Source organism: Marinomonas alcarazii (assembly GCF_003208215.1).
In the GTDB taxonomy this organism is placed as follows: Bacteria; Pseudomonadota; Gammaproteobacteria; order Pseudomonadales; family Marinomonadaceae; genus Marinomonas; species Marinomonas alcarazii.
In genome coordinates this window covers 374,956-396,365 of the sequence record NZ_QKLW01000001.1, presented here as the reverse complement: position 1 = coordinate 396,365, position 21,410 = coordinate 374,956, and the positions used below count along the sequence as shown (strand labels likewise).

Annotated in this window: 17 protein-coding genes; 4 read left to right on the top strand and 13 right to left on the bottom strand. The window is 43.9% G+C overall.

All coding sequences use genetic code 11. The features are described 5' to 3' along the window. Positions 1–55: 55 nt before the first annotated feature. The 6 genes from odhB to sdhC form a co-directional block, all read right to left on the bottom strand. A complete protein-coding gene (odhB, locus tag DFP75_RS01715) occupies positions 56–1,600 on the bottom strand; it encodes a 2-oxoglutarate dehydrogenase complex dihydrolipoyllysine-residue succinyltransferase (protein ID WP_110571774.1) in 1,545 nt (514 codons plus the stop codon). 33 nt (positions 1,601–1,633) lie between these two features. Next, a complete protein-coding gene (locus DFP75_RS01710; RefSeq protein WP_110571773.1) occupies positions 1,634–4,471 on the bottom strand; it encodes a 2-oxoglutarate dehydrogenase E1 component in 2,838 nt (945 codons plus the stop codon). Positions 4,472–4,845: 374 nt separating this feature from the next. After that, entirely contained in the window at positions 4,846–5,550 is a 705-nt protein-coding gene (locus tag DFP75_RS01705; RefSeq protein WP_110571772.1) for a succinate dehydrogenase iron-sulfur subunit, read from the bottom strand. A 12-nt stretch (positions 5,551–5,562) separates the two neighbouring features. After that, on the bottom strand, positions 5,563–7,335 hold the full coding sequence (sdhA, locus tag DFP75_RS01700) for a succinate dehydrogenase flavoprotein subunit (RefSeq protein WP_110571771.1): 1,773 nt from the start codon (positions 7,333–7,335) through the stop codon (positions 5,563–5,565). Positions 7,336–7,338: 3 nt separating this feature from the next. Further along, positions 7,339–7,686 (bottom strand): succinate dehydrogenase, hydrophobic membrane anchor protein, encoded by a 348-nt coding sequence (sdhD, locus tag DFP75_RS01695; RefSeq protein WP_110571770.1) that lies wholly within the window; start codon positions 7,684–7,686, stop codon positions 7,339–7,341. Next, complete coding sequence (gene sdhC, locus DFP75_RS01690; protein WP_110571769.1) at positions 7,680–8,057, bottom strand: succinate dehydrogenase, cytochrome b556 subunit; 378 nt, start codon at positions 8,055–8,057, stop codon at positions 7,680–7,682. The genes sdhD and sdhC overlap by 7 nt, the downstream gene beginning before the upstream one ends. A gap of 572 nt (positions 8,058–8,629) precedes the next feature. Here sdhC and gltA point away from each other — a divergent pair. Further along, complete coding sequence (gene gltA, locus DFP75_RS01685) at positions 8,630–9,913, top strand: citrate synthase (RefSeq protein WP_110571768.1); 1,284 nt, start codon at positions 8,630–8,632, stop codon at positions 9,911–9,913. Between the two features lie 83 nt (positions 9,914–9,996). Here gltA and DFP75_RS01680 read toward each other — a convergent pair whose 3' ends face one another. Further along, entirely contained in the window at positions 9,997–10,227 is a 231-nt protein-coding gene (locus DFP75_RS01680) for a hypothetical protein (protein ID WP_110571767.1), read from the bottom strand. Next, the gene (locus DFP75_RS01675) at positions 10,228–11,313 is read right to left on the bottom strand and encodes a DUF2066 domain-containing protein (RefSeq protein WP_110571766.1); all 1,086 of its coding nucleotides are present in this window, start codon (positions 11,311–11,313) and stop codon (positions 10,228–10,230) included. 117 nt (positions 11,314–11,430) lie between these two features. Here DFP75_RS01675 and purM point away from each other — a divergent pair, with 117 nt between their 5' ends. The 3 genes from purM to DFP75_RS01660 are packed head-to-tail and all read left to right on the top strand — an operon-like array spanning position 11,431 to position 13,872. Then, on the top strand, positions 11,431–12,489 hold the full coding sequence (purM, locus tag DFP75_RS01670; RefSeq protein WP_110571765.1) for a phosphoribosylformylglycinamidine cyclo-ligase: 1,059 nt from the start codon (positions 11,431–11,433) through the stop codon (positions 12,487–12,489). Next, positions 12,486–13,139 (top strand): phosphoribosylglycinamide formyltransferase, encoded by a 654-nt coding sequence (gene purN, locus DFP75_RS01665; protein ID WP_110571764.1) that lies wholly within the window; start codon positions 12,486–12,488, stop codon positions 13,137–13,139. Before purM ends, purN begins: the two co-directional genes overlap by 4 nt. Before the next feature lie 13 nt (positions 13,140–13,152). Then, the gene (locus DFP75_RS01660) at positions 13,153–13,872 is read left to right on the top strand and encodes a DUF3108 domain-containing protein (protein ID WP_110571763.1); all 720 of its coding nucleotides are present in this window, start codon (positions 13,153–13,155) and stop codon (positions 13,870–13,872) included. Between the two features lies 1 nt (position 13,873). On the opposite strand, the gene mobA is transcribed toward DFP75_RS01660, so the two are convergent. From mobA to nirB, 5 genes are all read right to left on the bottom strand, one after another. Then, entirely contained in the window at positions 13,874–14,449 is a 576-nt protein-coding gene (gene mobA, locus DFP75_RS01655; RefSeq protein ID WP_110571762.1) for a molybdenum cofactor guanylyltransferase, read from the bottom strand. Positions 14,450–14,461: 12 nt separating this feature from the next. After that, on the bottom strand, positions 14,462–15,484 hold the full coding sequence (locus DFP75_RS01650) for a glycosyl transferase family protein (protein WP_245926926.1): 1,023 nt from the start codon (positions 15,482–15,484) through the stop codon (positions 14,462–14,464). Next, positions 15,481–18,180, bottom strand: coding sequence for a nitrate reductase (locus tag DFP75_RS01645; RefSeq protein ID WP_110571761.1), 2,700 nt, complete (start codon positions 18,178–18,180; stop codon positions 15,481–15,483). Before DFP75_RS01645 ends, DFP75_RS01650 begins: the two co-directional genes overlap by 4 nt. Positions 18,181–18,471: 291 nt before the next feature. After that, positions 18,472–18,804, bottom strand: a complete 333-nt coding sequence (gene nirD / locus DFP75_RS01640) for a nitrite reductase small subunit NirD (protein ID WP_110571760.1) — start codon at positions 18,802–18,804, stop codon at positions 18,472–18,474. A gap of 4 nt (positions 18,805–18,808) precedes the next feature. Next, positions 18,809–21,367 (bottom strand): nitrite reductase large subunit NirB, encoded by a 2,559-nt coding sequence (nirB, locus tag DFP75_RS01635; RefSeq protein ID WP_110571759.1) that lies wholly within the window; start codon positions 21,365–21,367, stop codon positions 18,809–18,811. Between the last annotated feature and the right edge of the window lie 43 nt (positions 21,368–21,410).

Genomic DNA, 21,410 nt, shown 5'->3' with positions numbered 1-21,410 from the left:
AGCACATACTGTGCCGCCTAGTATAAAATTCATACAAACTAGTTGATACGAATACTTAGATTTCAAGTAAAAGACGTGCAGGGTCTTCAAGTAGGTCTTTGACCGTTACCAAGAATTGTACGGCTTCTTTGCCGTCAATCATACGGTGATCATAAGACAAGGCCAAATACATCATTGGCTGGATTACTACTTGACCATTAACAGCCATTGGACGCTCTTGGATTTTATGCATACCCAAGATAGCTGTTTGTGGTGGATTGATGATTGGTGTAGAAAGCAAAGAACCGAAGGTACCACCATTAGTAATAGTGAAAGTACCACCTTGCATATCATCCATACCTAGTTTGCCGTCACGTCCACGTAGCGCGAAGTCCATGATTGAAGACTCGATGTCTGCAAGACCCATAGCTTCAGTATTACGAAGAACAGGAACCATCAAACCACGATCGGTAGAAACAGCCACACCGATGTCTTGGTAACCATGGTAAACAATGTCGTTACCATCAATTGAAGCGTTTACAGCAGGGAAGCGTTTAAGCGCTTCTGTTGCCGCTTTCACGAAGAAAGACATGAAACCAAGCTTCGTGCCGTTATGAGCTTTAGCAAACTCATCTTTGTACTTCTTACGAAGCTCCATGATAGGACCCATGTTAACTTCATTATATGTAGTTAACAATGCAGCTGTCTGCTGAGCTTCAACCAAACGCTTAGCAATAGTTGCGCGAAGACGCGTCATAGGAACGCGTTTTTCAACACGACCTTCAGCACCCAATGCGGTAGAAGCTGGAGCAGAAGCGGCTTTTGCAGCTGGCGCAGCTTTGGCTGGAGCAGCAGTAGAAGCAGGAGCAGCAGATTTTGACTTAACTGCAGCTTCAACATCTTCTTTAGTGATGCGACCACCTTTTCCAGTGCCTTTCACTTGGGACGCCGTTAAGCCAGCTTCAGAAAGCGCTTTGCGTGCAGCAGGGCCTGCAACACCATCTTCATCACCTTCTGCAGCGGAAGTAGATTCAGCTTGCGCAGGTGCTGCTTCTGAACCAGAAGCACCAACCAAGAAGTTAGCTAGAACCTCATCACTAAGAACGGTATCGCCTTCGTTTTTCAAGATTTCGCCAATCACACCATCAGCTGGTGCAACCACCTCTAGAACCACTTTATCCGTTTCGATATCGACAATATGATCATCACGAGTACAGGCTTCACCTGGCTGTTTGTACCAAGTAGCAACCGTACCATCGGCAACGGATTCTGGGAAACTTGGCGTTTTAATCTGAACCGTTTCTTTTGAAGAAGCCGCAGCTGGTGCTGCAGACTTTTCAGCTGGAGCATCTGCTTTTTCAGCAGGTGCTTCAGAAGCCGAAGCTCCAGATTCAAAAATCGCCAATACTTCGTCACTTAATACAGTGTCGCCTTCACCTTTTAGGATTTCTTTCAACACACCATCAGCAGGAGCAACAACTTCCAAGACAACTTTATCAGTCTCGATGTCTACAATATGCTCATCACGTGCACAGGCTTCGCCTGGCTGTTTGTACCAAGTAGCAACGGTGCCGTCTGCTACAGATTCTGGAAAAGTAGGTGCTTTAATTTCAATGCTCATTTTATACCCTTATCTCTTTGACAGGCTATGGTACTAACCAACTAATGCGTCGTTGACCAGCGCTTCTTGTTCTTCAACATGGACAGACATGTAACCAGCCGCTGGTGCAGCAGACGAAATTCGACCTGCAAAGCGGATTTTTAATTCAGGATACAGTTTTTCCAACACTCGATTCATACGGTGACGATTGGCATGCCAAGCACCTTGGTTTTTCGGCTCTTCTTGACACCATACCAAGCTCTCAACATTCTTGTACTGTTCTAACTCAGACTCTAAATCTGCGTATGGGAACGGATACAATTGCTCAACACGTATTACAGCAACGTCATCTTTTTGCAGTTCTTCACGACGGTTAATCAAGTCAAAGTACACTTTACCGCTACAAAGAATAATGCGTTTTACTTTATCCGCAGTAATGTTTTCCACTGACTCAGGAAGAACCGTTTTGAAGCTACCTTCCGCCAAATCTTCTAATGTCGAAATCGCTTGTTTATGACGCAACAAACTCTTAGGAGACATAATAATAAGCGGACGACGCATAGGACGAATCGCTTGACGACGGATAATATGGAAGATCTGCGACGGCGTTGTTGGCACACAAACCTGAATATTATATTCAGCACAAAGCTGTAAGAAACGTTCTAGTCTTGCAGATGAGTGCTCAGGACCTTGACCTTCATAACCATGTGGCAACAACATAGTTAAGCCACATAGGCGTCCCCATTTATGCTCACCACTGGTAATAAACTGGTCAATTACAACCTGCGCGCCATTTGCGAAGTCACCAAATTGCGCTTCCCAAATAACCAGACCTTTTGGAGATGTGCTGGCATAACCGTACTCAAAAGCCAATACCGCTTCTTCTGAAAGGTAAGAGTCGTAAAGATCCATTGTAGGCTGATCTTCTGACAAATGTTTCAGTGGAATATAAGTACTGCCATCTTTTTGGCTATGAATTACCGCATGACGATGCGAGAAAGTACCACGACCAGAATCCTGACCCGTAATACGAATCGGATAACCCTGCTCAAGCAAAGTTGCAAACGCCAATGTTTCTGCGTAACCCCAATTTAGAGGCAAAGCACCTGCGGTCATTTTATCGCGGTCTTGATAAATCTTTTGAACTTGACGCTGAATAACCACACCATCAGGAACCGTTGTTAATTTCTTAGCAACTTCCTGCAACTTAGATAATGGGTATGTCGTGTCGCCTGCATCCGTCCACTCAACACCTAGATAAGGTTTCCAATCAACAAAAGATCCTGTTTGAGACTCTAGTACAAGACTTTTTGCTACATGACGGCCATTATCCAAATCTTCGCGATTTTCACTTACCATCTTATCGGACTGTTCTTGTGTCACGACAGATTCAGCAATCAAACGCTCAGAGTAAAGGGTACGAGTCGTTTTCAATTTATTGATAACACTGTACATCAATGGCTGAGTACCAGAAGGCTCGTCTGTCTCGTTATGACCACGACGACGGTAACAAACCATATCAATGACAACATCACGACCAAATTCGTAACGGTAATCTAAGGCTAGTTGAGTGACAAAAAGCACTGCTTCTGGGTCATCACCATTAACGTGGAAAATCGGCGCCTGAATAATTTTAGCAACATCTGTCGCATATTCAGTAGAACGCGAGTCTTCCTGACGGTTAGTAGTAAAACCAACCTGGTTGTTAATAACGATATGTACTGTACCACCTGTTCGGTAAGCGCGTGTTTGAGACATCTGGAATGTCTCCATAACCACACCTTGGCCTGCAAATGCTGCATCACCGTGGATCGAGATAGGTACGACAGTTTTACCCGTTGTGTCTTTACGGCGATCTTGACGAGCACGTACAGAACCTTCAACAACAGGAGAAACGATTTCTAAGTGTGATGGGTTAAATGACAAAGCAATATGAACTTCCCCACCCGCCGTCATCACATTAGATGAGAAACCTTGGTGGTATTTAACGTCACCAGAGGTATTGACTAATTTTTTACCTTCAAACTCATCAAACAAGTCTTTAGGATTTTTACCTAGCGTGTTCACCAAGACGTTAAGACGACCACGGTGAGCCATGCCAATAACCACTTCTTTCGCACCAAGTGCGCCAGAACGTTGGATTAGCTCATTCACCATAGGGATTAAGCTTTCGCCACCCTCAAGACCAAAACGTTTTGCGCCTGGGTAACGACTAGCAAGATACTTCTCTAGTCCTTCAGCAGCAGTTAAACGCTCAAGTAAGCTTTCGCGGGTTTCTTGGGAGTATTCAGGACGTGAACGAACCGATTCAACACGTTGTTGAAGCCACGCTTTTTCTTGCGTATCAACAATGTGCATGAATTCATAACCAATGCTTCCGCAATAGGTTTTTTCAAGCTCAGATACGATCTCACTTAATTTAAGCGCTTCTTTATTAAAGAATAAAGAACCTACATTAAAAGTGGTATCTAGATCTGCACCAGTTAATTGGTGATAACCAATATCTAGATCAGCTACTTTCTCACGTTTTTGTAACCCAAGTGGATCAAGTGTTGCGTGTTGATGTCCACGAACGCGATAAGCGTTTATCAACTGCAGGACATTGATTTGTTTCTGCTCATGATCAGAACTAGCCACCACACCTGTAGAAGCAGGCATTGAGCGAAATTTGTTCTTACCAATTTGTAGAAACTGTTCTTGAATCACGGAATGAGGAAGATCAGTTGATTGTGCTTCGCTTACACGAGGCAATTGATCAAAACATTTACGCCATTCCTCCGACACTGAGTTCGGATCGACGAGGTAGCTTTCAAACAACCCTTCAACATATTCCAAGTTTCCACCTGAAAAATGAGAGGTGCTCCACAGCAACTCCATTAAACTTTCGTGCATTCTCGATCACCCTTATGTTCGAGCCAGCTACCGGGGTCCCGGTCTCAATCTATAATAAGATCGATCATTTTATCAGGCCCGTAAGGCTATTAAAGCCTCGATTTTTTGTTTATTTCCAGCTACTTTCGCCCTTCTACGTTCAATACTAAACCACTAAGAACATCACATTTAAAAAAATGCCACATCCTAATTCCATAATTACTAAGTTAGCGGTTTTTCTTAGTACATCCTTGTTCGCAAAGGTCGAATTTTAAATTCTTTTTGTTGCATTCTCTACATTAGAATATGCAAAAATGGCGGCATTGAATACATTTCCAAGCCGCCTATTTCGCGCAGTCAATCCAAATAAAACTGGACAACCACAAAAACAACTATCAGGTCGCTCTTTGTAACAGCATAGAACGAATATTACCAATCGCCTTAGTTGGGTTTAGACCTTTAGGGCAAACGTTTACACAGTTCATGATACCGTGGCAACGGAAAACACTAAATGGGTCGTCTAAGTCACTAAGACGTTCCTGAGTTGCTGTATCACGGCTATCTGCCAAGAAGCGGTAAGCCTGTAGCAATCCAGATGGCCCAACAAACTTATCAGGATTCCACCAGAAAGATGGGCATGCCGTTGAACAACAAGCACATAGAATACATTCGTAAAGTCCATCAAGCTTTTCACGCTCTTCTGGGCTTTGCAAACGTTCAATTGCTGGCGCAGGCTCATCATTAATTAGGAATGGACGAATCTTTTCATACTGCTTGTAGAATTGTCCCATATCCACGACAAGATCGCGAACAACCGGTAAACCAGGCAAAGGACGAAGCACAAGCTTACCCTTTTTAGCGGCTTCCGATACTGGCGTTATACAAGCCAAACCATTCTTACCAGACATATTCATACCATCTGAACCACACACACCTTCACGGCATGAGCGACGGTAAGAGATAGTAGGATCTTGCGCTTTCAACAAGTTCAACACATCAAGCACCATCAGATCTTTACCTTCTGGCAACTCAATTTGATAGTCCTGCATGTAAGGAGCATCGTCCACTTCAGGATTATAGCGATAAATACTAACCAACATTGATATAACTCCTTAGTATGAACGGATCTTAGGTGGAAAAGCTTCCATGGTTTTTGGAGCAAAGTTTACTTCACGCTTAGTCACATTCTTACCTACTGGGTGGAACAAAGAATGTTTCAACCAGTTTTCATCGTCACGCTCAGTAAAATCATTACGTGCATGAGCACCTCGACTTTCTTTACGGAATTCTGCTGGAATAGCTGTTGCTTCAGCAACCTCCAATAGGTTTTCAAGCTCAAGGGCCTCAATACGCGCAGTATTAAATGCTTGGCTCTTATCTTCAAGGTGCAAATTCTCAACGCGAGTACGAATTTCTTTAAGCTGAGCCAAACCTTTCTGCATTGCCTCACCATCACGGAATACACCGAAGTAAAGCTGCATTACACGCTGAAGATCAGCACGAACGGCTGCAACACTTTCACCGCCGTTTGAACCATTTAGACGGTTCAAGCGAGACAATGCTTTTTCTATATTCGTGTCGTCCGCATCTAGAGAGTCGAAACCTTCATCTAGAGACTTTTTAACATGTAAACCAACAGCACGACCAAACACAACAAGGTCTAGAAGTGAGTTACCACCCAAACGGTTGGCACCATGTACAGATACACAAGCTGCTTCACCACACGCATAAAGACCATCAATGATAACGTCTTCACCCGCTTCATTTTGTTTAAGCGCTTGACCACCGATGTTTGTTGGAATACCACCCATCATGTAGTGACAAGTAGGAATAACAGGAATTGGTTCTTTAACTGGATCAACGTGCGCAAACGTGCGAGAAAGCTCAAGGATACCAGGCAAACGCTTATTCAACGTTTCTTCACCTAGGTGATCCAATTTCAACAACACGTGATCACCGTCTGGACCACAGCCACGACCTTCAAGAATTTCAAGAACCATTGAGCGAGCCACTACGTCACGACCAGCAAGGTCTTTCGCATTTGGCGCATAACGCTCCATGAAACGTTCGCCGTCTTTATTGATTAGGTAACCACCTTCACCACGACAACCTTCCGTTACAAGCGTACCTGCACCGTAAATGCCTGTCGGGTGGAATTGCCACATTTCCATATCCTGCATAGGGAAACCAGCACGCAAAGCCATACCAACACCGTCACCAGTATTAATGTGAGCGTTAGTGGTTGACTGGAAGATACGGCCAGCACCGCCTGTTGCAATAACAGTCGCCTTTGCTTTTAGGTAAACGGTTTCGCCTGTTTCGATACAAATCGCAATAACACCAACAACAGCGTCTTCGTTATTCTTCACTAAGTCTGTGGCATACCACTCATTAAAGAAAGTCGTTCCGCCTTTTAGGTTACCCTGATAAAGCGTATGCAACAAAGCGTGACCTGTACGGTCAGCAGCAGCACAAGTACGGGCAGCCTGACCGCCCTTACCAAAATCTTTAGACTGACCGCCAAATGGACGCTGATAAATACGACCTTGCTCAGTACGTGAAAACGGTAAGCCCATGTGCTCTAGTTCGAAAACGGCTTGAGGACCGACAGAACACATGTATTCAATTGCATCTTGGTCGCCAATGTAATCAGACCCTTTTACAGTGTCATACATGTGCCAGCGCCAATCATCATTCGGATCATCACTCGCAATTGCACACGTAATACCACCCTGAGCGGATACAGTGTGTGAACGAGTTGGGAATACTTTAGTAACACATGCGGTATTTAAACCTGATTCTGTTAACTGAAGTGCAGCGCGCATACCAGCACCGCCACCACCGATAACAATGGCATCAAAAGAAATAGTACGAATATTTGCCATTACTTATAGCCCCCAAAGAACCTGAACACCCCATACGATGTAAACAAACATTACAAAACCGCATAGAGATTGAAAAAAGAAACGAGCACCGGTTGCTTTGATGTAGTCAGTTGAAACTGACCACAAACCAATCCAAGAATGCATACCAATAGATAGAAGCACCATCAAACTAAAGATGCGCATCCATGTTGCTTCAAACAAAGCACTCCACTGATCGTATGTTAGATCAGGATTAAGCAACAAATATCCAATAATGAAAACAGTGTACAAAGACAACACAACGGCAGATACACGCTGCATCATCCAGTCATAAAGGCCTGAACGACCAAAACTAGTGATTTGAGTTACCATATCCAAACTCCTGCTAACACAATAAGAACCACAGCAATCACAATGTTTGCGATAGCAGCACTACGTCCACTTTCTAATTCTTCAAAATATCCCATATCCATAAACAAGTGTTTAACACCTGCTACGAAATGGTACATCAATGCAGAGACAACACCCCAGATAACGAACTTCACCAAAAAGTTAGTTTGCAAAGCGTTAACTACCTGATCAAAACCTTCTTGAGATTCAAGAGAAAGATCGAACGCATAAAACAAGAAAGCCAATCCCACAAAAAGGATGATTCCTGTTACACGATGAAGAATAGACACAATTGCAGTGACGGGCATTGATATTGTTGAAATATCAAGGTTGACTGGTCTTTTTTTATTCACGACTATTTACACCATTTTTATCGATTGAATGGTCAATCACGACCCAATGTCTATACGCGCCTGTTTTTACATCTTAATCAGAGTAATATGACACGTCATAGGCCTACTTTGAAAATCTCATCGATTTGCCAACAAATGTTTAAAAGCGACTTTCTTTTATCCATTAGCATCAGCAAATCAATGAAATCGTCTGAGGCGCAATTATAGACCAGCGAAAAATACTAAGACAAATAGACTGAACAAGAGGTTTTCAATGGTCACCATTCATCAAATGAATGTAGACATAACTTCAAACAATAATGGTATAAAATTACATAAAACTAGCACTGAGAATTTTTTTATTTTTCCTTATAAATCATACAGATAAGTAAAAATAAGTATAAAAACCCTCCGAACAACCTTCAGGGTTATGTCAGATAATTACAAAATAACACACCATAATGTAAATTCGGTGCAAATGAACAAGATTGACTTTTATAGTCTAGAAACAGTATTTTTTCCGCACCTTCTGGACTAGGCAGTGTCAATATAAGAACTTTTAGCCCAGAACCGGAATACGAAGGAGACCATAAATGGCTGATAAAAAAGCGCTACTCAAAGTGGATGGGATCGATAAAGCTATCGAACTTCCTGTTCTTTCAGGTACTTTAGGAACAGACGTCATAGACGTTCGCGGACTAGGTGCTAACGGTGTATTCACCTACGATCCAGGCTTTATGTCTACCGGCTCTTGTGAATCCTCTATTACATACATAGATGGAGATGCAGGAATACTATTGCATCGCGGTTACCCAATTGCGCAACTTGCAGAACATTCAGACTATCTAGAAACATGCTATTTGTTACTTTATGGAGAACTTCCTAATAAAGCCCAAAAAGCAGAATTTGAAAAAACGGTTGGCAAACACACCATGGTGAACCAATCGATGCATAAATTCATCGAGGGCTTTAGAAATGACGCTCACCCTATGGCTATTATGTGTGGCCTAGTTGGTGCTTTGTCTGCTTTCTATCAAGACCATATGGATATCAACAATCCAAAGCATCGTGAAATTGCGGCATTCCGCCTTATCTCTAAAATGCCTACTTTGGCATCTATTTGCTACAAGTACTCTAAAGATCAGCCTGTTATGTACCCTCGTAACGACTTATCTTATGCAGAAAACTTCTTGTACATGATGTTCGCAACACCATGTGAAGAGTACAAAGTTAATCCTGTTTTTGCTAAAGCAATGGACCGAATTTTCATCCTTCACGCAGATCATGAACAGAATGCGTCTACTTCTACAGTACGACTAGCAGGCTCATCAGGCGCAAACCCATTCGCTTGTATTGCTGCTGGTATCGCAACGCTTTGGGGGCCTGCTCATGGTGGTGCAAACGAAGCTGTGTTGACTATGCTTGAAGAAATTGGTGATGTTGAAAACATTGATGAATACATCGCGAAAGCCAAAGACAAAAACGATCCATTCCGTCTAATGGGCTTCGGGCATCGTGTCTATAAAAACTTTGATCCACGCGCAAAAGTAATGCGTGAAACATGTGATCAGGTATTGGAAGAATTAGGCCAGTCTAATGACCCTCTTCTTAAAATCGCCAAACGCCTTGAGCAGATTGCACTAGAAGATCCTTACTTCGTTGAGCGTAAACTTTACCCTAACGTGGACTTCTACTCCGGCATTATCATGAAAGCAATTGGTATTCCAACCAGTATGTTTACTGTGATTTTTGCCATGTCTCGTACTATTGGCTGGATCTCTCACTGGAATGAAATGATCAGCGGGCCGTATAAAATTGGCCGCCCTCGCCAGCTGTATGTCGGCAAGCCAGAGCGCGACTACCCAACCAAAAAGTAATACATTGAACTAATGCATTACAAAAAAACGCGCCCTTAGGCGCGTTTTTTATTGGTTATAAAGATCTAAATAAAAGCTAAGTGCTACTCTTCATCATCTTCAACGATTTCAGTAATCGTTGATTGACCACACTTAACACACTCCCCTTCAATCCAAACTCGATCTTTCGACTCAAATTCCTTAGGGTTAACCATGCCTAAGTCAACTTCCATGCAGTGATTACACCAAGTTTGAGATACAAAATCTTTTTGCTCTTCCTCTGGGCGCGCCGAGAAATCACGTTCTTTTACTGTTTCATCCATCGGATCTAACATTTAATTCATTCCACCATATTGATAAGACACAACCCTATTTGCGTCGGGATCTAACGCATTTAACGGAGCACTGATGAGCAAGCGACTCAAGGAAATACTATTAAAGAGTTTCTCTTTATCACCATCAATAACGACAACGAATTCCACTTTATCACCTTCAACCTGCACAATACTCAGGTCACGCACCAAGCCAATACTCTCCAAATAAGACTGCACTTTATTCATCGCGGCGTAATTTTTAACACCAACTACCTGAATATTCAGCTTGCTTGCCGAGCCACTATTACGGACAGACGCATAGCGAGAAGAAAACACTTTCGCTACACGAGCCGCAGCCTGATCGACCACATCATTAAGTGTTTCACCCTGTAATGAAAAGCGTTCCGTTGCACCGTTCTTTAATAGCACCAAGGCGCTACCTTCAATTTGCCCAGCAAAATCACTTACTTTTAGCGCGACGACAGAATCTGTCTGATAACGCCGACTTGCCGCTTGTATACTGTCTTCAAAAAAGCCCCAAACATCAGACACCGTCAGATTTTTCTTATCCACTTCATCAAATAGCGGGGCATACACAGGAACCCCAACCATGCTGCTCGATTGCGCAAATTGACTCAGTGCATCTGAAGGCGACCTTGACCCAGACAATGACCTCACACCATTTTTTTCTGTCACTAACCATACCAATACAGAAGGTCGATTATCGCCCCACACAGGCAAATTATTCTTGGATAAAAAACCATCAATTGATGCTTGATAAAAAGTCACCTTGATTTTTTTACCCGGAACAAAACCCCCATCAAATGGCAAAAGCTCATTTAAAGAAGCAATAGAGTGTTGCGCTACCCAAGTAGAAGCTTGTTTTTTAGCTTGCTCAAGCAAATCACCAGAAATGGCGTCTTTGTCTCCTGATACTTTAATTAGCACATCCTCAGCAGCCAAATTGAACGCATCGTTCAGCATTTGCGACTCAGATTGTGTCACTGGTAAATTAATTTCAGCACTATAAAGCCCTTTAACAGGAACAGCATTGGCCGACGAAATACAAAAAACACTGATAAGTAGTAAAAATATACGAGAATTCATAACCCTTCCTTCGTTTATTTGCCTATTCTACTGTCTTAATTGCAAAGAACCATAGCCCTAATGCGCCACTATGCTAAAATGCATTTTTTTTCCTCGTACCATGATAAGGCATAGGCAATGACCAAGTCGGATAAACCATCCATTAGTTATAAAGACGCAGGCGTAGATATCAACGCCGGAAATCAACTTGTTGAACGCATTAAAGGCGTAAGCAAAAAAACTCGTCGCCCTGAAGTAATGGGTGGTTTGGGTGGATTTGGCGCCTTGACTCGCCTTCCAACAAAATACAAAAACCCCATCTTAGTTTCAGGCACTGACGGCGTAGGCACAAAACTTCGCCTAGCAATGGACCTTAATCAACACGATACGATTGGTATCGACCTTGTTGCTATGTGCGTTAACGATCTAGTAGTAGCAGGCGCTGAGCCTCTATTATTCCTAGATTACTACGCAACTGGCAAGCTAGACGTTGACGTTGCAGCCAATGTAGTAACAGGTATTGGCGAAGGCTGTCTACAAGCAGGCTGTGCGCTTGTTGGTGGTGAAACAGCTGAAATGCCTGGCATGTACCATGACGGTGATTATGACCTAGCTGGCTTTTGTGTAGGCGTGGTTGAAGAAGGAAGCATCATTGATGGCAGCAATGTAAAAGCTGGCGACAAATTGATTGCTTTAGGTTCATCTGGCCCTCACTCAAACGGCTATTCACTTATCCGTAAGATTCTTGAAGTCAGCAAAGCAGACCTAAATCAAGAGATCGACGGCGTACCGTTAAAAGACGCATTGATGGAGCCAACTCGCATTTATGTGAAGTCTATCCTTAAGTTAATGGAATCCATTTCTGTCAACGCCCTAGCTCACATCACTGGCGGCGGTTTGCTTGAAAACATTCCTCGCGTTCTTCCTGAAGACGCAGCGGCGCGCATCGATGCAGCAAGCTGGAAACGCCCAGCTGTGTTCGATTGGTTGCAAGAACAAGGAAATGTTGAGCAAGAAGAGATGTACCGTGTTTTAAACTGCGGTGTCGGCATGGTACTTTCAATTGATGCAGAAAAAGCAGACGAAGCGCTTGCCATTCTTCAAGCTGAAGGTGAAAACGCTTGGATCATTGGTGACATTTGCCCACGTAACGGTGGCAAAGATGTCTTGATCTCTGATCTAGAGATGCAAGCATGAGTTTTCCAATCGTTGTCTTAATTTCTGGCAGCGGCAGCAACTTGCAAGCTTTGATTGATCAAAGCTTGCAAGGAAAACTCAAAACCAAGATCTGCGCTGTAATTAGCAATAAAGCGGATGCATATGGCCTAGAGCGAGCGAAGAATGCAGGCATTCCCACTCATACTCTTAGCCATAAATCATTCAACAGCCGAGAGGAGTTCGACTCAGAACTACAAGCTCTCATAGATCAATACCAGCCAAAGCTGGTTGTTCTGGCTGGCTTTATGCGTATTTTAACTGAAGCATTTGCGAAACATTATGATGGCAGGATGCTAAACATTCATCCATCTTTGTTGCCAAAGTTCAAAGGGCTCGATACGCACCAACGTGCAATTGATGCGAATGAAAAAGAGCACGGTGTATCCGTTCACTTTGTCAGTCCTGAACTGGATGCAGGTGCGGTGATATTGCAAGCAAGCACAGAGATTGCCGAAGAAGAGACAGCGGAAACATTAGCGAAAAAAGTCCATGCTTTGGAGCATATTATTTACCCACTGGCTGTAAAATGGTTCAGTGAAGAAAGACTAACATTCCAAGACGGAAAGGCTTTTTTAGATAAGAATCCACTGCCCGAACACGGCATTCTTTATAACGAAGCACTAACATGATGTAGGAGAAAGTATGAGAGCTCGTAAAATTCCAAATTTGTTAATGGCTATTTTTATGAGTATTCCCATGCTTTCTTTCTCTTCAACAGCACAAAAGCCCGAAGAAACTTTTCTAAAGCCCTATACCGCCGTCTACAGCACAATATGGAAAAAAGGCATCAGTCTAAAAGTAGAAGGCAAGCAAACCCTTTCAAAGCAAGATAATGATTCTTGGAAATTTACGTTTACTGCTGACAGTCTCATCGCTTCGCTAAATGAGTCATCTGTTTTTTACGTTAAAGATCACCAGATAGTGCCCACCAAATACAAATATAAAAGCTCAGCTCTTGGGAAAAAAAGAAGCGCGACACTGACCTTCGACTGGGAAAACAACTTCGTTCGCAATGATGTTAAAGACAAGCCATGGAATCTTTCGATTAACCCAGGCACTCTCGATAAACTGTCAATTCAGTTACAAGTTAGACAAGACCTAAAGCTTGGAAAAAACGACTTCGAGTATCAAATCGCGGATGGAGGATACATAAAAACCTGGCGCTTCAAGCGAGATAAAATGGAAACCATCAACACCAAACTTGGTCGTGTTTCCGCCATCAAAATCATTCGCACAGACAATCTTGAAAAGGGTAAAAAGACGTCTTTCTGGTTTGTCCCTTCGTTAGACTACTTGCTCGTTAAACTAGAGCATGAAGAAGACGGCGAGTCGTACCACCTAGATATCGACTCACTAAAATAATTTACAGCAGATCTTGTGGCGTATTTACATTTAAAAGCTGCTCAGGGACATCCCACTTGACGGTATCACCGCCAAAGTAGTCATAAAAAGCCATCACGCTATAACGGTTCTCAGTATTAAAAAACGCTTCTAACGCTACTAACGTTTCCGCTACAGGTAAGATCGCATGCAAAGGATGTATTCCTGAAGAATCACATAAATAATGAATACGATCAGGTGAGGACACACTGGCTTGTTTTAACTTTGCGAATGCGTCTGCGCTAATTTGTGGCGTATCACAGGGAGAAACCAATAAATGCGATGTCTTAGAAAAGGCCAAGCAAGACATCAATCCAGATAAAGGCCCTTTGCCATGATAATTTTGCTCATCCGCTATCACGTCGTAACCCAGCTCAGCGTATTTTTCGATATTTCGATTGGCATTAATAAACACAACATCCGCTACTTGCTGTAACGCTCGCGCTACGGATGACGCCATCGGTTCACCCTGAAAGAACAACAAACCTTTGTCCTGCTTTGACATTCGCTCTGCTTTTCCACCAGCAAGCACTGCTGCTGATAAAGATATAAACGCCATGCTATTCTCTTTCTACAAAATATGATCAAAATACGCCCTATCTCGCTTTGACCAAATATCATCAACCAAAACAAGACAATCCTCATGAGACGTCACACCATAAAGAAGTCCTGCCACCGACGCAATAGTTTGTCGCACGGCCTGCTCACCAAATTGATCTAACTGATTTCCGCACCAATGATCTGTTAATCGTGACAAGTCCAAATTGTCTTTTAAGCGCTTGTGCTCCTTTTCAGCCTTTGGCCAATCAGACCAACTGGCTACGTTATTTTGCCACTTACCCAATGCCACATCGCGCTCTGGATTCACTTCCGCTTCACCATTACCACCACGAAATACCAATACTGATTCATCACCCAATTGTTCGCAGGCAGAAAGATGAAGCTGGTCATAGCCACGATGAAACACCCCATGCACACTATGGGCTGCCGAAAAAGGATTCATCATACGCACAACCGTATTGACTGGTGAACGCAACCCCAACACATATTTAAGATCCATCATGCTCCCCAAAGATGCATCGATATCAGCCAGTGGGATGTAAGCAAAATGTCTGTCAATAAGCTCTTGTTTTAGCTGTGTTCTAGAGTGGCAAACGGCTAACCCCAATTGTTGAATAACATATTCCACATAGATTCGATTTTCTCCATCAAATGTATGGCCATGCATAACAATATTCACGCCTGTATTAGCAAGTGCGATTGCCGCCAGCAAAAACCAAGGCAACTCATTGCGTTTGCCAGCGTAAGCAGGCCAATCCAAATCGACCTTGGCTTTCAGCGGTTCTTTTTTCGATAAATAGTCTCTTGCTGCTTTCGTAAAACCAACCGTTTCCTCAACCGTTTCTTCACGAATTCGAATCAACATCCAGAATGCGCCTGACTGTTCTGGCGCAACTTGACCAGACAACATTAAATTCATGGCATGTTCGGCCTCTTCCGCCGTCAAACTGCGTGCGCCTTTTTTACCTCGGCCTAAAATTTTTACATATTGAGTGAAATCATTCGTCATTCGGATTTGTGTACTACTCATCATGCTGATAACTCCGCCACTGAAGAAACAAAGCGTTTTAACTCAGGAAGACAAGAGCCACAATTGGTGCCACATTTTAGTTTGTCCCCCAATCCACTGACAGTACAAACACCAGACGAAACCGCCTTTTCAATTTGCTTACTGCCTACTTGATAGCAAGAGCAAACAATTTCTCCTTTATCTTCAGCGTTGGCGGGACTGCCTACCAAAATAGCTAAACGGTCTGCTAATGATAACGGAGTGTTTGCTTCTAATTTAGAAATAAGCCAATCCGCCAAAATGGATTTAGGCTGCGGATGCATATAAATAAGCATGGTAATTTTTTGATCAACCAACTTCGCCAATCGAACTTGTTGGGTTACTGGGTTCGCATACTCTAACCACTCAACCTTTTTTGCTAAACCGTCACGCCGTTCTACATGGATTGCTTTCAAGGACGCTTGTGTTTGCCCCTTCGGCCAAACAACTTCGTAGTGATAGCCTTGCTCTGATGGTACTTGGCACCAATACAAACAATCCGATAAAACAAGCGGAACTGCCGAGATAATCATGCCGTAGTCAATATCACTTACCGCCTCCAGCTGAACCTGAGCGTGTTTAGACTCTGGTTGCCCTGACAAAGGGTCAACGACTTGGGGTATTAGATTAGATACAACGGACGCGTTAGCAAATTGTCGAGTCCAGTGAATTGGCACAAACACATTAGCCGGTGCAACGGCTCGACTTAGCTTAGCTTTTAGCAACACTTCCCCGTACAGCGAAGTAAGACACACCAATGCTTTGTCTTTAATACCAAGCTGTTTCGCATCTTTCGGATGGATTTCCACATAAGGCTGTGCGGTATGCTTAGCCAAAGACGCCGCATCTCCAGTTCTTGTCATCGTATGCCATTGATCGCGCACTCGCCCGCTATTTAAAGTGAAAGGCCATTCCGGTGAAGCTTGATGCTTAGGCAAACGTGGCGTAATGGCAATGAATTTTGCTCGACCGTCTGGCGTGAAAAAATAGCCATCCTCAAACATCCGCTTGGTGCCTTCTGGACGACCTTTCGGCACCGGCCATTGCACTGGCGTCAAAGCATCGTATTCGGCCTTAGTTATTTGACTAAAATGGCCAATATCAAAATCACGTTTGCCATTGTTCTCAAACGCTGACAAAGCCGCATGCTCAGCAAAAATCTCATGAACATCTTGATAAGAAAAAGCCGATTGAAAGCCCAAACTTTTTGCGACTTCACAGATTGCCCACCAATCATGCTTAGCTTGCCCTGGCGCTGGCAATAAACCTCGTTGGCGAGAAATACGCCGCTCAGAGTTGGTGACCGTACCGTCTTTTTCACTCCAGCCCGTCGCAGGAAACAAGACATTAGCCATCGCGGTTGTGTCCGTATGCGCCTTACAATCACTGACAATCACAAGCTCACACTTTTCCAATGCCCGTCGAACTTGCGCTGTATCAGGCAAGCTCACCATAGGATTGGTCGACATAATCCACACGACTTTTACTTTACCTTCCTCCATGGCTTGAAATAAGTCGACGGCTTTTAGACCATTTTCTGTGGCCATATTGGGCGCTTGCCAGAAACGCTGGACTAAATCCTGTGCGTCTGGTGTTGCAAAATCCATATGAGCAGCCAATTGATTGGCCAACCCGCCGACTTCTCGCCCACCCATAGCATTCGGCTGACCCGTAATAGAAAAAGGCCCAGCCCCCTCTTTGCCAATACGGCCCGTCGCCAAATGACAATTAATAATCGCATTGCATTTATCAACGCCGGAGGACGACTGATTCACCCCTTGCGAATAAAAGGTAATTGTCTTTGCGGTATCACGCCACCAGCCAACTAAGCAGGTTAAATCTTGCTCACTTACCCCGCAAAAATTCGCTGCAGAGGAAAGACTCGGTGTCGACGCTTGCGCTTGCGCCAAAGCCTCATCAAAACCATTGGTGTGGTTCGCAATAAAGTCATGATCCAGAATATCTAATTGGGCAGAGTCGTGTAATAAAAAGGAAAATATTGCGGCGTCACCCCCAGGCTTAATCGCCAAGTGCAAATCCGCAATATCACAAGTCGCTGTTTCACGAGGGTCGATCACGACGACTTTCATATTCGGTCGTTGTTTTTTAGCAGCAGCAATGCGCTGATATAAAATGGGATGAGTCCAGGCGGCATTCGATCCAACCATGATCAATAAATCACAACACTCTAAATCTTCATAACTGCAAGGCACAGTGTCCGAGCCAAAAGCCCGTTTATAACCAACAACGGCAGACGCCATACACAAGCGAGAATTGGTATCCACGTTAGCAGTACCAATAAAACCTTTGGCCAGTTTATTGGCCACATAATAATCTTCGGTCAGAATTTGCCCAGAAAGATAAAAAGCAAACGCATCGGGACCATGGTCTTTAATAACCTGAGTGATTTTTGCGCTTACCGTCTCAACAGCCGATTGCCAATCCACTGGCCGCCCATTCACCATAGGCGTTAATAAACGATCATCTGATTGAATCGTTTGTGCAAGGCTGCTGCCTTTCACACACAAGCGACCAAAGTTCGCAGGATGCTCCAAGTCACCAGAAACAGGAGGAATCGCTTCATTTACCGAATGAGGAACAGTCAAGTTTACGCCACACCCAACACCGCAGTATGGACAAGTCGTTTTTCCGCTTGTTGCTGTCATCGTTGTTGCCGCCATGGACCCTCCTCACATTTGCCTTCTTAAAAACAAAAAAAGGCCCAATCACTTTTCTAAAAAAAGTGATTGGGCCTCGTTGCCTTTTGTAATATCTGTATGCTTTATATGTAAGCCATCGTCGGTTTACGGTGCATCAGTAATATTAATTTAGCAATAAACAAGCCAACTTTTAATAAAGCCAGTTATAACTGGGTTTTACTGGCCTTGCGGCTGGCGTACTTCTGAAGTGCTATAAAAAACGATCTTTTAGAGCCCTCAAACAGTGCAGCTAAGCAATAAAATGCACCATTTCTAATTGGCGGCGATAAACACCTCATTACCTTCTAACTTCGCTTGCCAGTGAGGTACTTTAATATCCTCTTCCAGACATTCGCCCGATGCCAAGACAAAGTGTTGTTTATACAAAGGGCTGGCAACGACCCATTGATCTTGTAAATGGGCAACCAAGCCTCGTGATAAAACATTCGCCTTGCCAACCGGATCCCAGTTACCAATCGCAAAGACTTTATTATCTGACTCAGGGACGTAGAAAATCGCGACTTGTTCGCCATTTACCATGGCCGCCACACCAGCGCCCTCTATTAGGTCTTCTTGTTTACAAATTAATTTCCATGACATCGTCATCGTTTTAACCTACCTTCGCAATTAATTGTTGTTTCTCTGCTTCTGTTGCCGGACGCATTTGACTGCGCTCTTCAACAAAGACCACATTGTTATCACTTCCCTCATAATTCACAAATTGGCGGAACGTTTTTAGGGCTTCTGGATCTTGCAACGTGGTTTTCCATTCGCATTGGAAGGTATCCACGACGTGCTGCATACTGGCTTCAAGCTCAGCACATAAACCCAGTTTGTCATCAATCACCACCTCTTTAAGATAATCCAAACCACCTTCTAAACCGTCCATCCAAACAGAAGTACGCTGCAATCTATCCGCTGTTTTGGTGTAAAACATCAATACGCGATCGATGTATTTCACCAAGGTTTCATCGTCCAGATCTTTGGCAAACAAGTCACCGTGACGTGGTTTCATACCGCCATTACCGCACACATATAGATTCCAACCGCCTTCCGTGGCGATCACGCCAATGTCTTTACTCTGAGCTTCAGCGCACTCTCGAGTACAACCAGACACCGCAAATTTGATTTTATGGGGTGAGCGCAAGCCTTTGTAACGATTCTCCAGATCAATCGCCATCTTCATGCTGTCATTCACGCCATAACGACACCAAGTGCTACCAACGCAAGATTTCACTGTACGTAAGGATTTGCCATAGGCTTGACCGGTTTCAAAACCCGCTGCAATTAACTTTTCCCAAATTTCGGGTAATTGCGACAAGGTCGCACCGAATAAGTCGATCCGCTGACCACCCGTTACCTTAGTGTATAAGCCGTACTCTTTTGCCACCTCGCCTAATACAATCAATCTATCAGGCGTGATTTCCCCGCCCGGAATGCGCGGCACAATTGAGTAGGTTCCATCTTTTTGCATATTGGCAAGGAAGCGATCATTGGTGTCTTGCAAGCTAATGTGTTCTTTTTTCAACACATAATCATTCCAGACACTGGCTAAAATAGACCCAACTGCGGGCTTGCATATTTCACAACCGTGACCTTTACCATGTTGGTTTAACAGTTCAGCAAAGGTTTTGATTCCACCGACTTTCACTAGGTTGTACAAATCTTGGCGGGTATACGCAAAATGTTCACAAATGTCTGTGCTGACCTCAACACCCAAGGCTAGCAATTCATTGTCGACGACTTTTTTCAATAACGCTGCACAACCACCACAACCCGTTCCCGCTTTCGTAATGCCTTTCACATCACCAACCGACAAAGCGCCATGACAAACGGCGTCATTAATATCTTGTTTAGAGACATTATGGCAGCTACAGATCGATGCAGTCGCTGGTAAAGCATCTACACCTAGGCCAACGGGAGCATCGCCCATCGTAGGTAAAATAAGTGCTTGTGCTTGCTCAGGTAAATCAATGGCATTGAGGTAATATTGCAACAAGGTATCGTAATAACTGTTGTCGCCCACTAAAACAGCGCCTAATAGCTTTTTACCGTCTTCAGAAACCACCATTTTTCGATAGCTTTGGCTGATTTCATCTTGGTAAACAAAGACTTTGCAGCCTTGCGATTGAGCATGTGCATCGCCAACTGACCCCACGTCGCAACCCAAAAGCTTCAACTTGGTGCTCATATCCGCGCCAGTGAACGTCACGCCTACATCACCCAACAAATGCCCTGCGGCAGATTTGGCCATGGCGTAACCTGGAGCAACCAAACCAAAAATACGATTATTCCACAGCGCACACTCGCCAATGGCATAAATATCGTCATCACTGGTTTGGCAATGATTGTTGACACTGATACCGCCACGCTCTCCAACCGTTAGACCCGATTGATGCGCCAACGCATCCTGCGGTCGAATCCCCGCAGAGAATAAAATAAGATCAGTTTCAAGATGAGAACCATCAGCAAAATTCATGCGATGAAAAGCACTCTCACCATCAATTATTTCTTTGGTCGCGGTGTCGGTATATACCTTGACACCTAACCCCTCGATCATTTCCTTAAGAACCGCACCGCCCTTTTCATCTAATTGAACGGGCATTAAACGCGGAGCGAATTCCACAACACTAGTTTCCAAACCCAAATTTTTGAGCGCATTCGCCGCTTCCAACCCAAGTAAACCACCGCCGACAACCGTGCCTCTTGTTACTTGTTTCGCACAAGCTCTAATCGCGTCAAGATCATCAAGAGTACGATAAACAAAGGTGTTATCACGTTTATGACCAGGAATAGGTGGAACAAAAGGATAAGAGCCCGTCGCCAGAACAAGCTTGTCATAAGACAATGACTCGCCATTTTGTAATATGAGCGTCTTCGCCTCACGGTCGATCTCGGTCACCAAGCTATTGGTAAAGTAGCGCACACCATGTTCGTCATATAAAGTGCCATCTGTCATGGCCAAATCGGCTGCGCCTTTACCCGTGAAATATTCACTTAGATGCACACGGTCATAAGCTAAGTAAGGCTCTTCACCAAACACCGTAATTTGAAAGGCTTCATGACCAGCTTGGGCGATCATTTGTTCGACAAAGTGATGACCGACCATGCCATTGCCGATCACCACAAGATGAGGTTTGGTAGTAAGAAAAGACACGCTAGAAATCATTGTGTTCCCCTTTGCAATAATAGTTTGCCTAACGGCTAACAAC

Bases quoted from the DNA above. Each gene is read 5' to 3' on its own strand.
- odhB (WP_110571774.1), bottom strand. From the start codon at position 1,600: ATGAGCATTGAAATTAAAGCACCTACTTTTCCAGAATCTGTAGCAGAC.
- DFP75_RS01710 (WP_110571773.1), bottom strand. From the start codon at position 4,471: ATGCACGAAAGTTTAATGGAGTTGCTGTGGAGCACCTCTCATTTTTCA.
- DFP75_RS01705 (WP_110571772.1), bottom strand. From the start codon at position 5,550: ATGTTGGTTAGTATTTATCGCTATAATCCTGAAGTGGACGATGCTCCT.
- sdhA (WP_110571771.1), bottom strand. From the start codon at position 7,335: ATGGCAAATATTCGTACTATTTCTTTTGATGCCATTGTTATCGGTGGT.
- sdhD (WP_110571770.1), bottom strand. From the start codon at position 7,686: ATGGTAACTCAAATCACTAGTTTTGGTCGTTCAGGCCTTTATGACTGG.
- gltA (WP_110571768.1), top strand. From the start codon at position 8,630: ATGGCTGATAAAAAAGCGCTACTCAAAGTGGATGGGATCGATAAAGCT.
- DFP75_RS01680 (WP_110571767.1), bottom strand. From the start codon at position 10,227: ATGTTAGATCCGATGGATGAAACAGTAAAAGAACGTGATTTCTCGGCG.
- DFP75_RS01675 (WP_110571766.1), bottom strand. From the start codon at position 11,313: ATGAATTCTCGTATATTTTTACTACTTATCAGTGTTTTTTGTATTTCG.
- purM (WP_110571765.1), top strand. From the start codon at position 11,431: ATGACCAAGTCGGATAAACCATCCATTAGTTATAAAGACGCAGGCGTA.
- purN (WP_110571764.1), top strand. From the start codon at position 12,486: ATGAGTTTTCCAATCGTTGTCTTAATTTCTGGCAGCGGCAGCAACTTG.
- DFP75_RS01660 (WP_110571763.1), top strand. From the start codon at position 13,153: ATGAGAGCTCGTAAAATTCCAAATTTGTTAATGGCTATTTTTATGAGT.
- mobA (WP_110571762.1), bottom strand. From the start codon at position 14,449: ATGGCGTTTATATCTTTATCAGCAGCAGTGCTTGCTGGTGGAAAAGCA.
- DFP75_RS01650 (WP_245926926.1), bottom strand. From the start codon at position 15,484: ATGATGAGTAGTACACAAATCCGAATGACGAATGATTTCACTCAATAT.
- DFP75_RS01645 (WP_110571761.1), bottom strand. From the start codon at position 18,180: ATGGCGGCAACAACGATGACAGCAACAAGCGGAAAAACGACTTGTCCA.
- nirD (WP_110571760.1), bottom strand. From the start codon at position 18,804: ATGACGATGTCATGGAAATTAATTTGTAAACAAGAAGACCTAATAGAG.
- nirB (WP_110571759.1), bottom strand. From the start codon at position 21,367: ATGATTTCTAGCGTGTCTTTTCTTACTACCAAACCTCATCTTGTGGTG.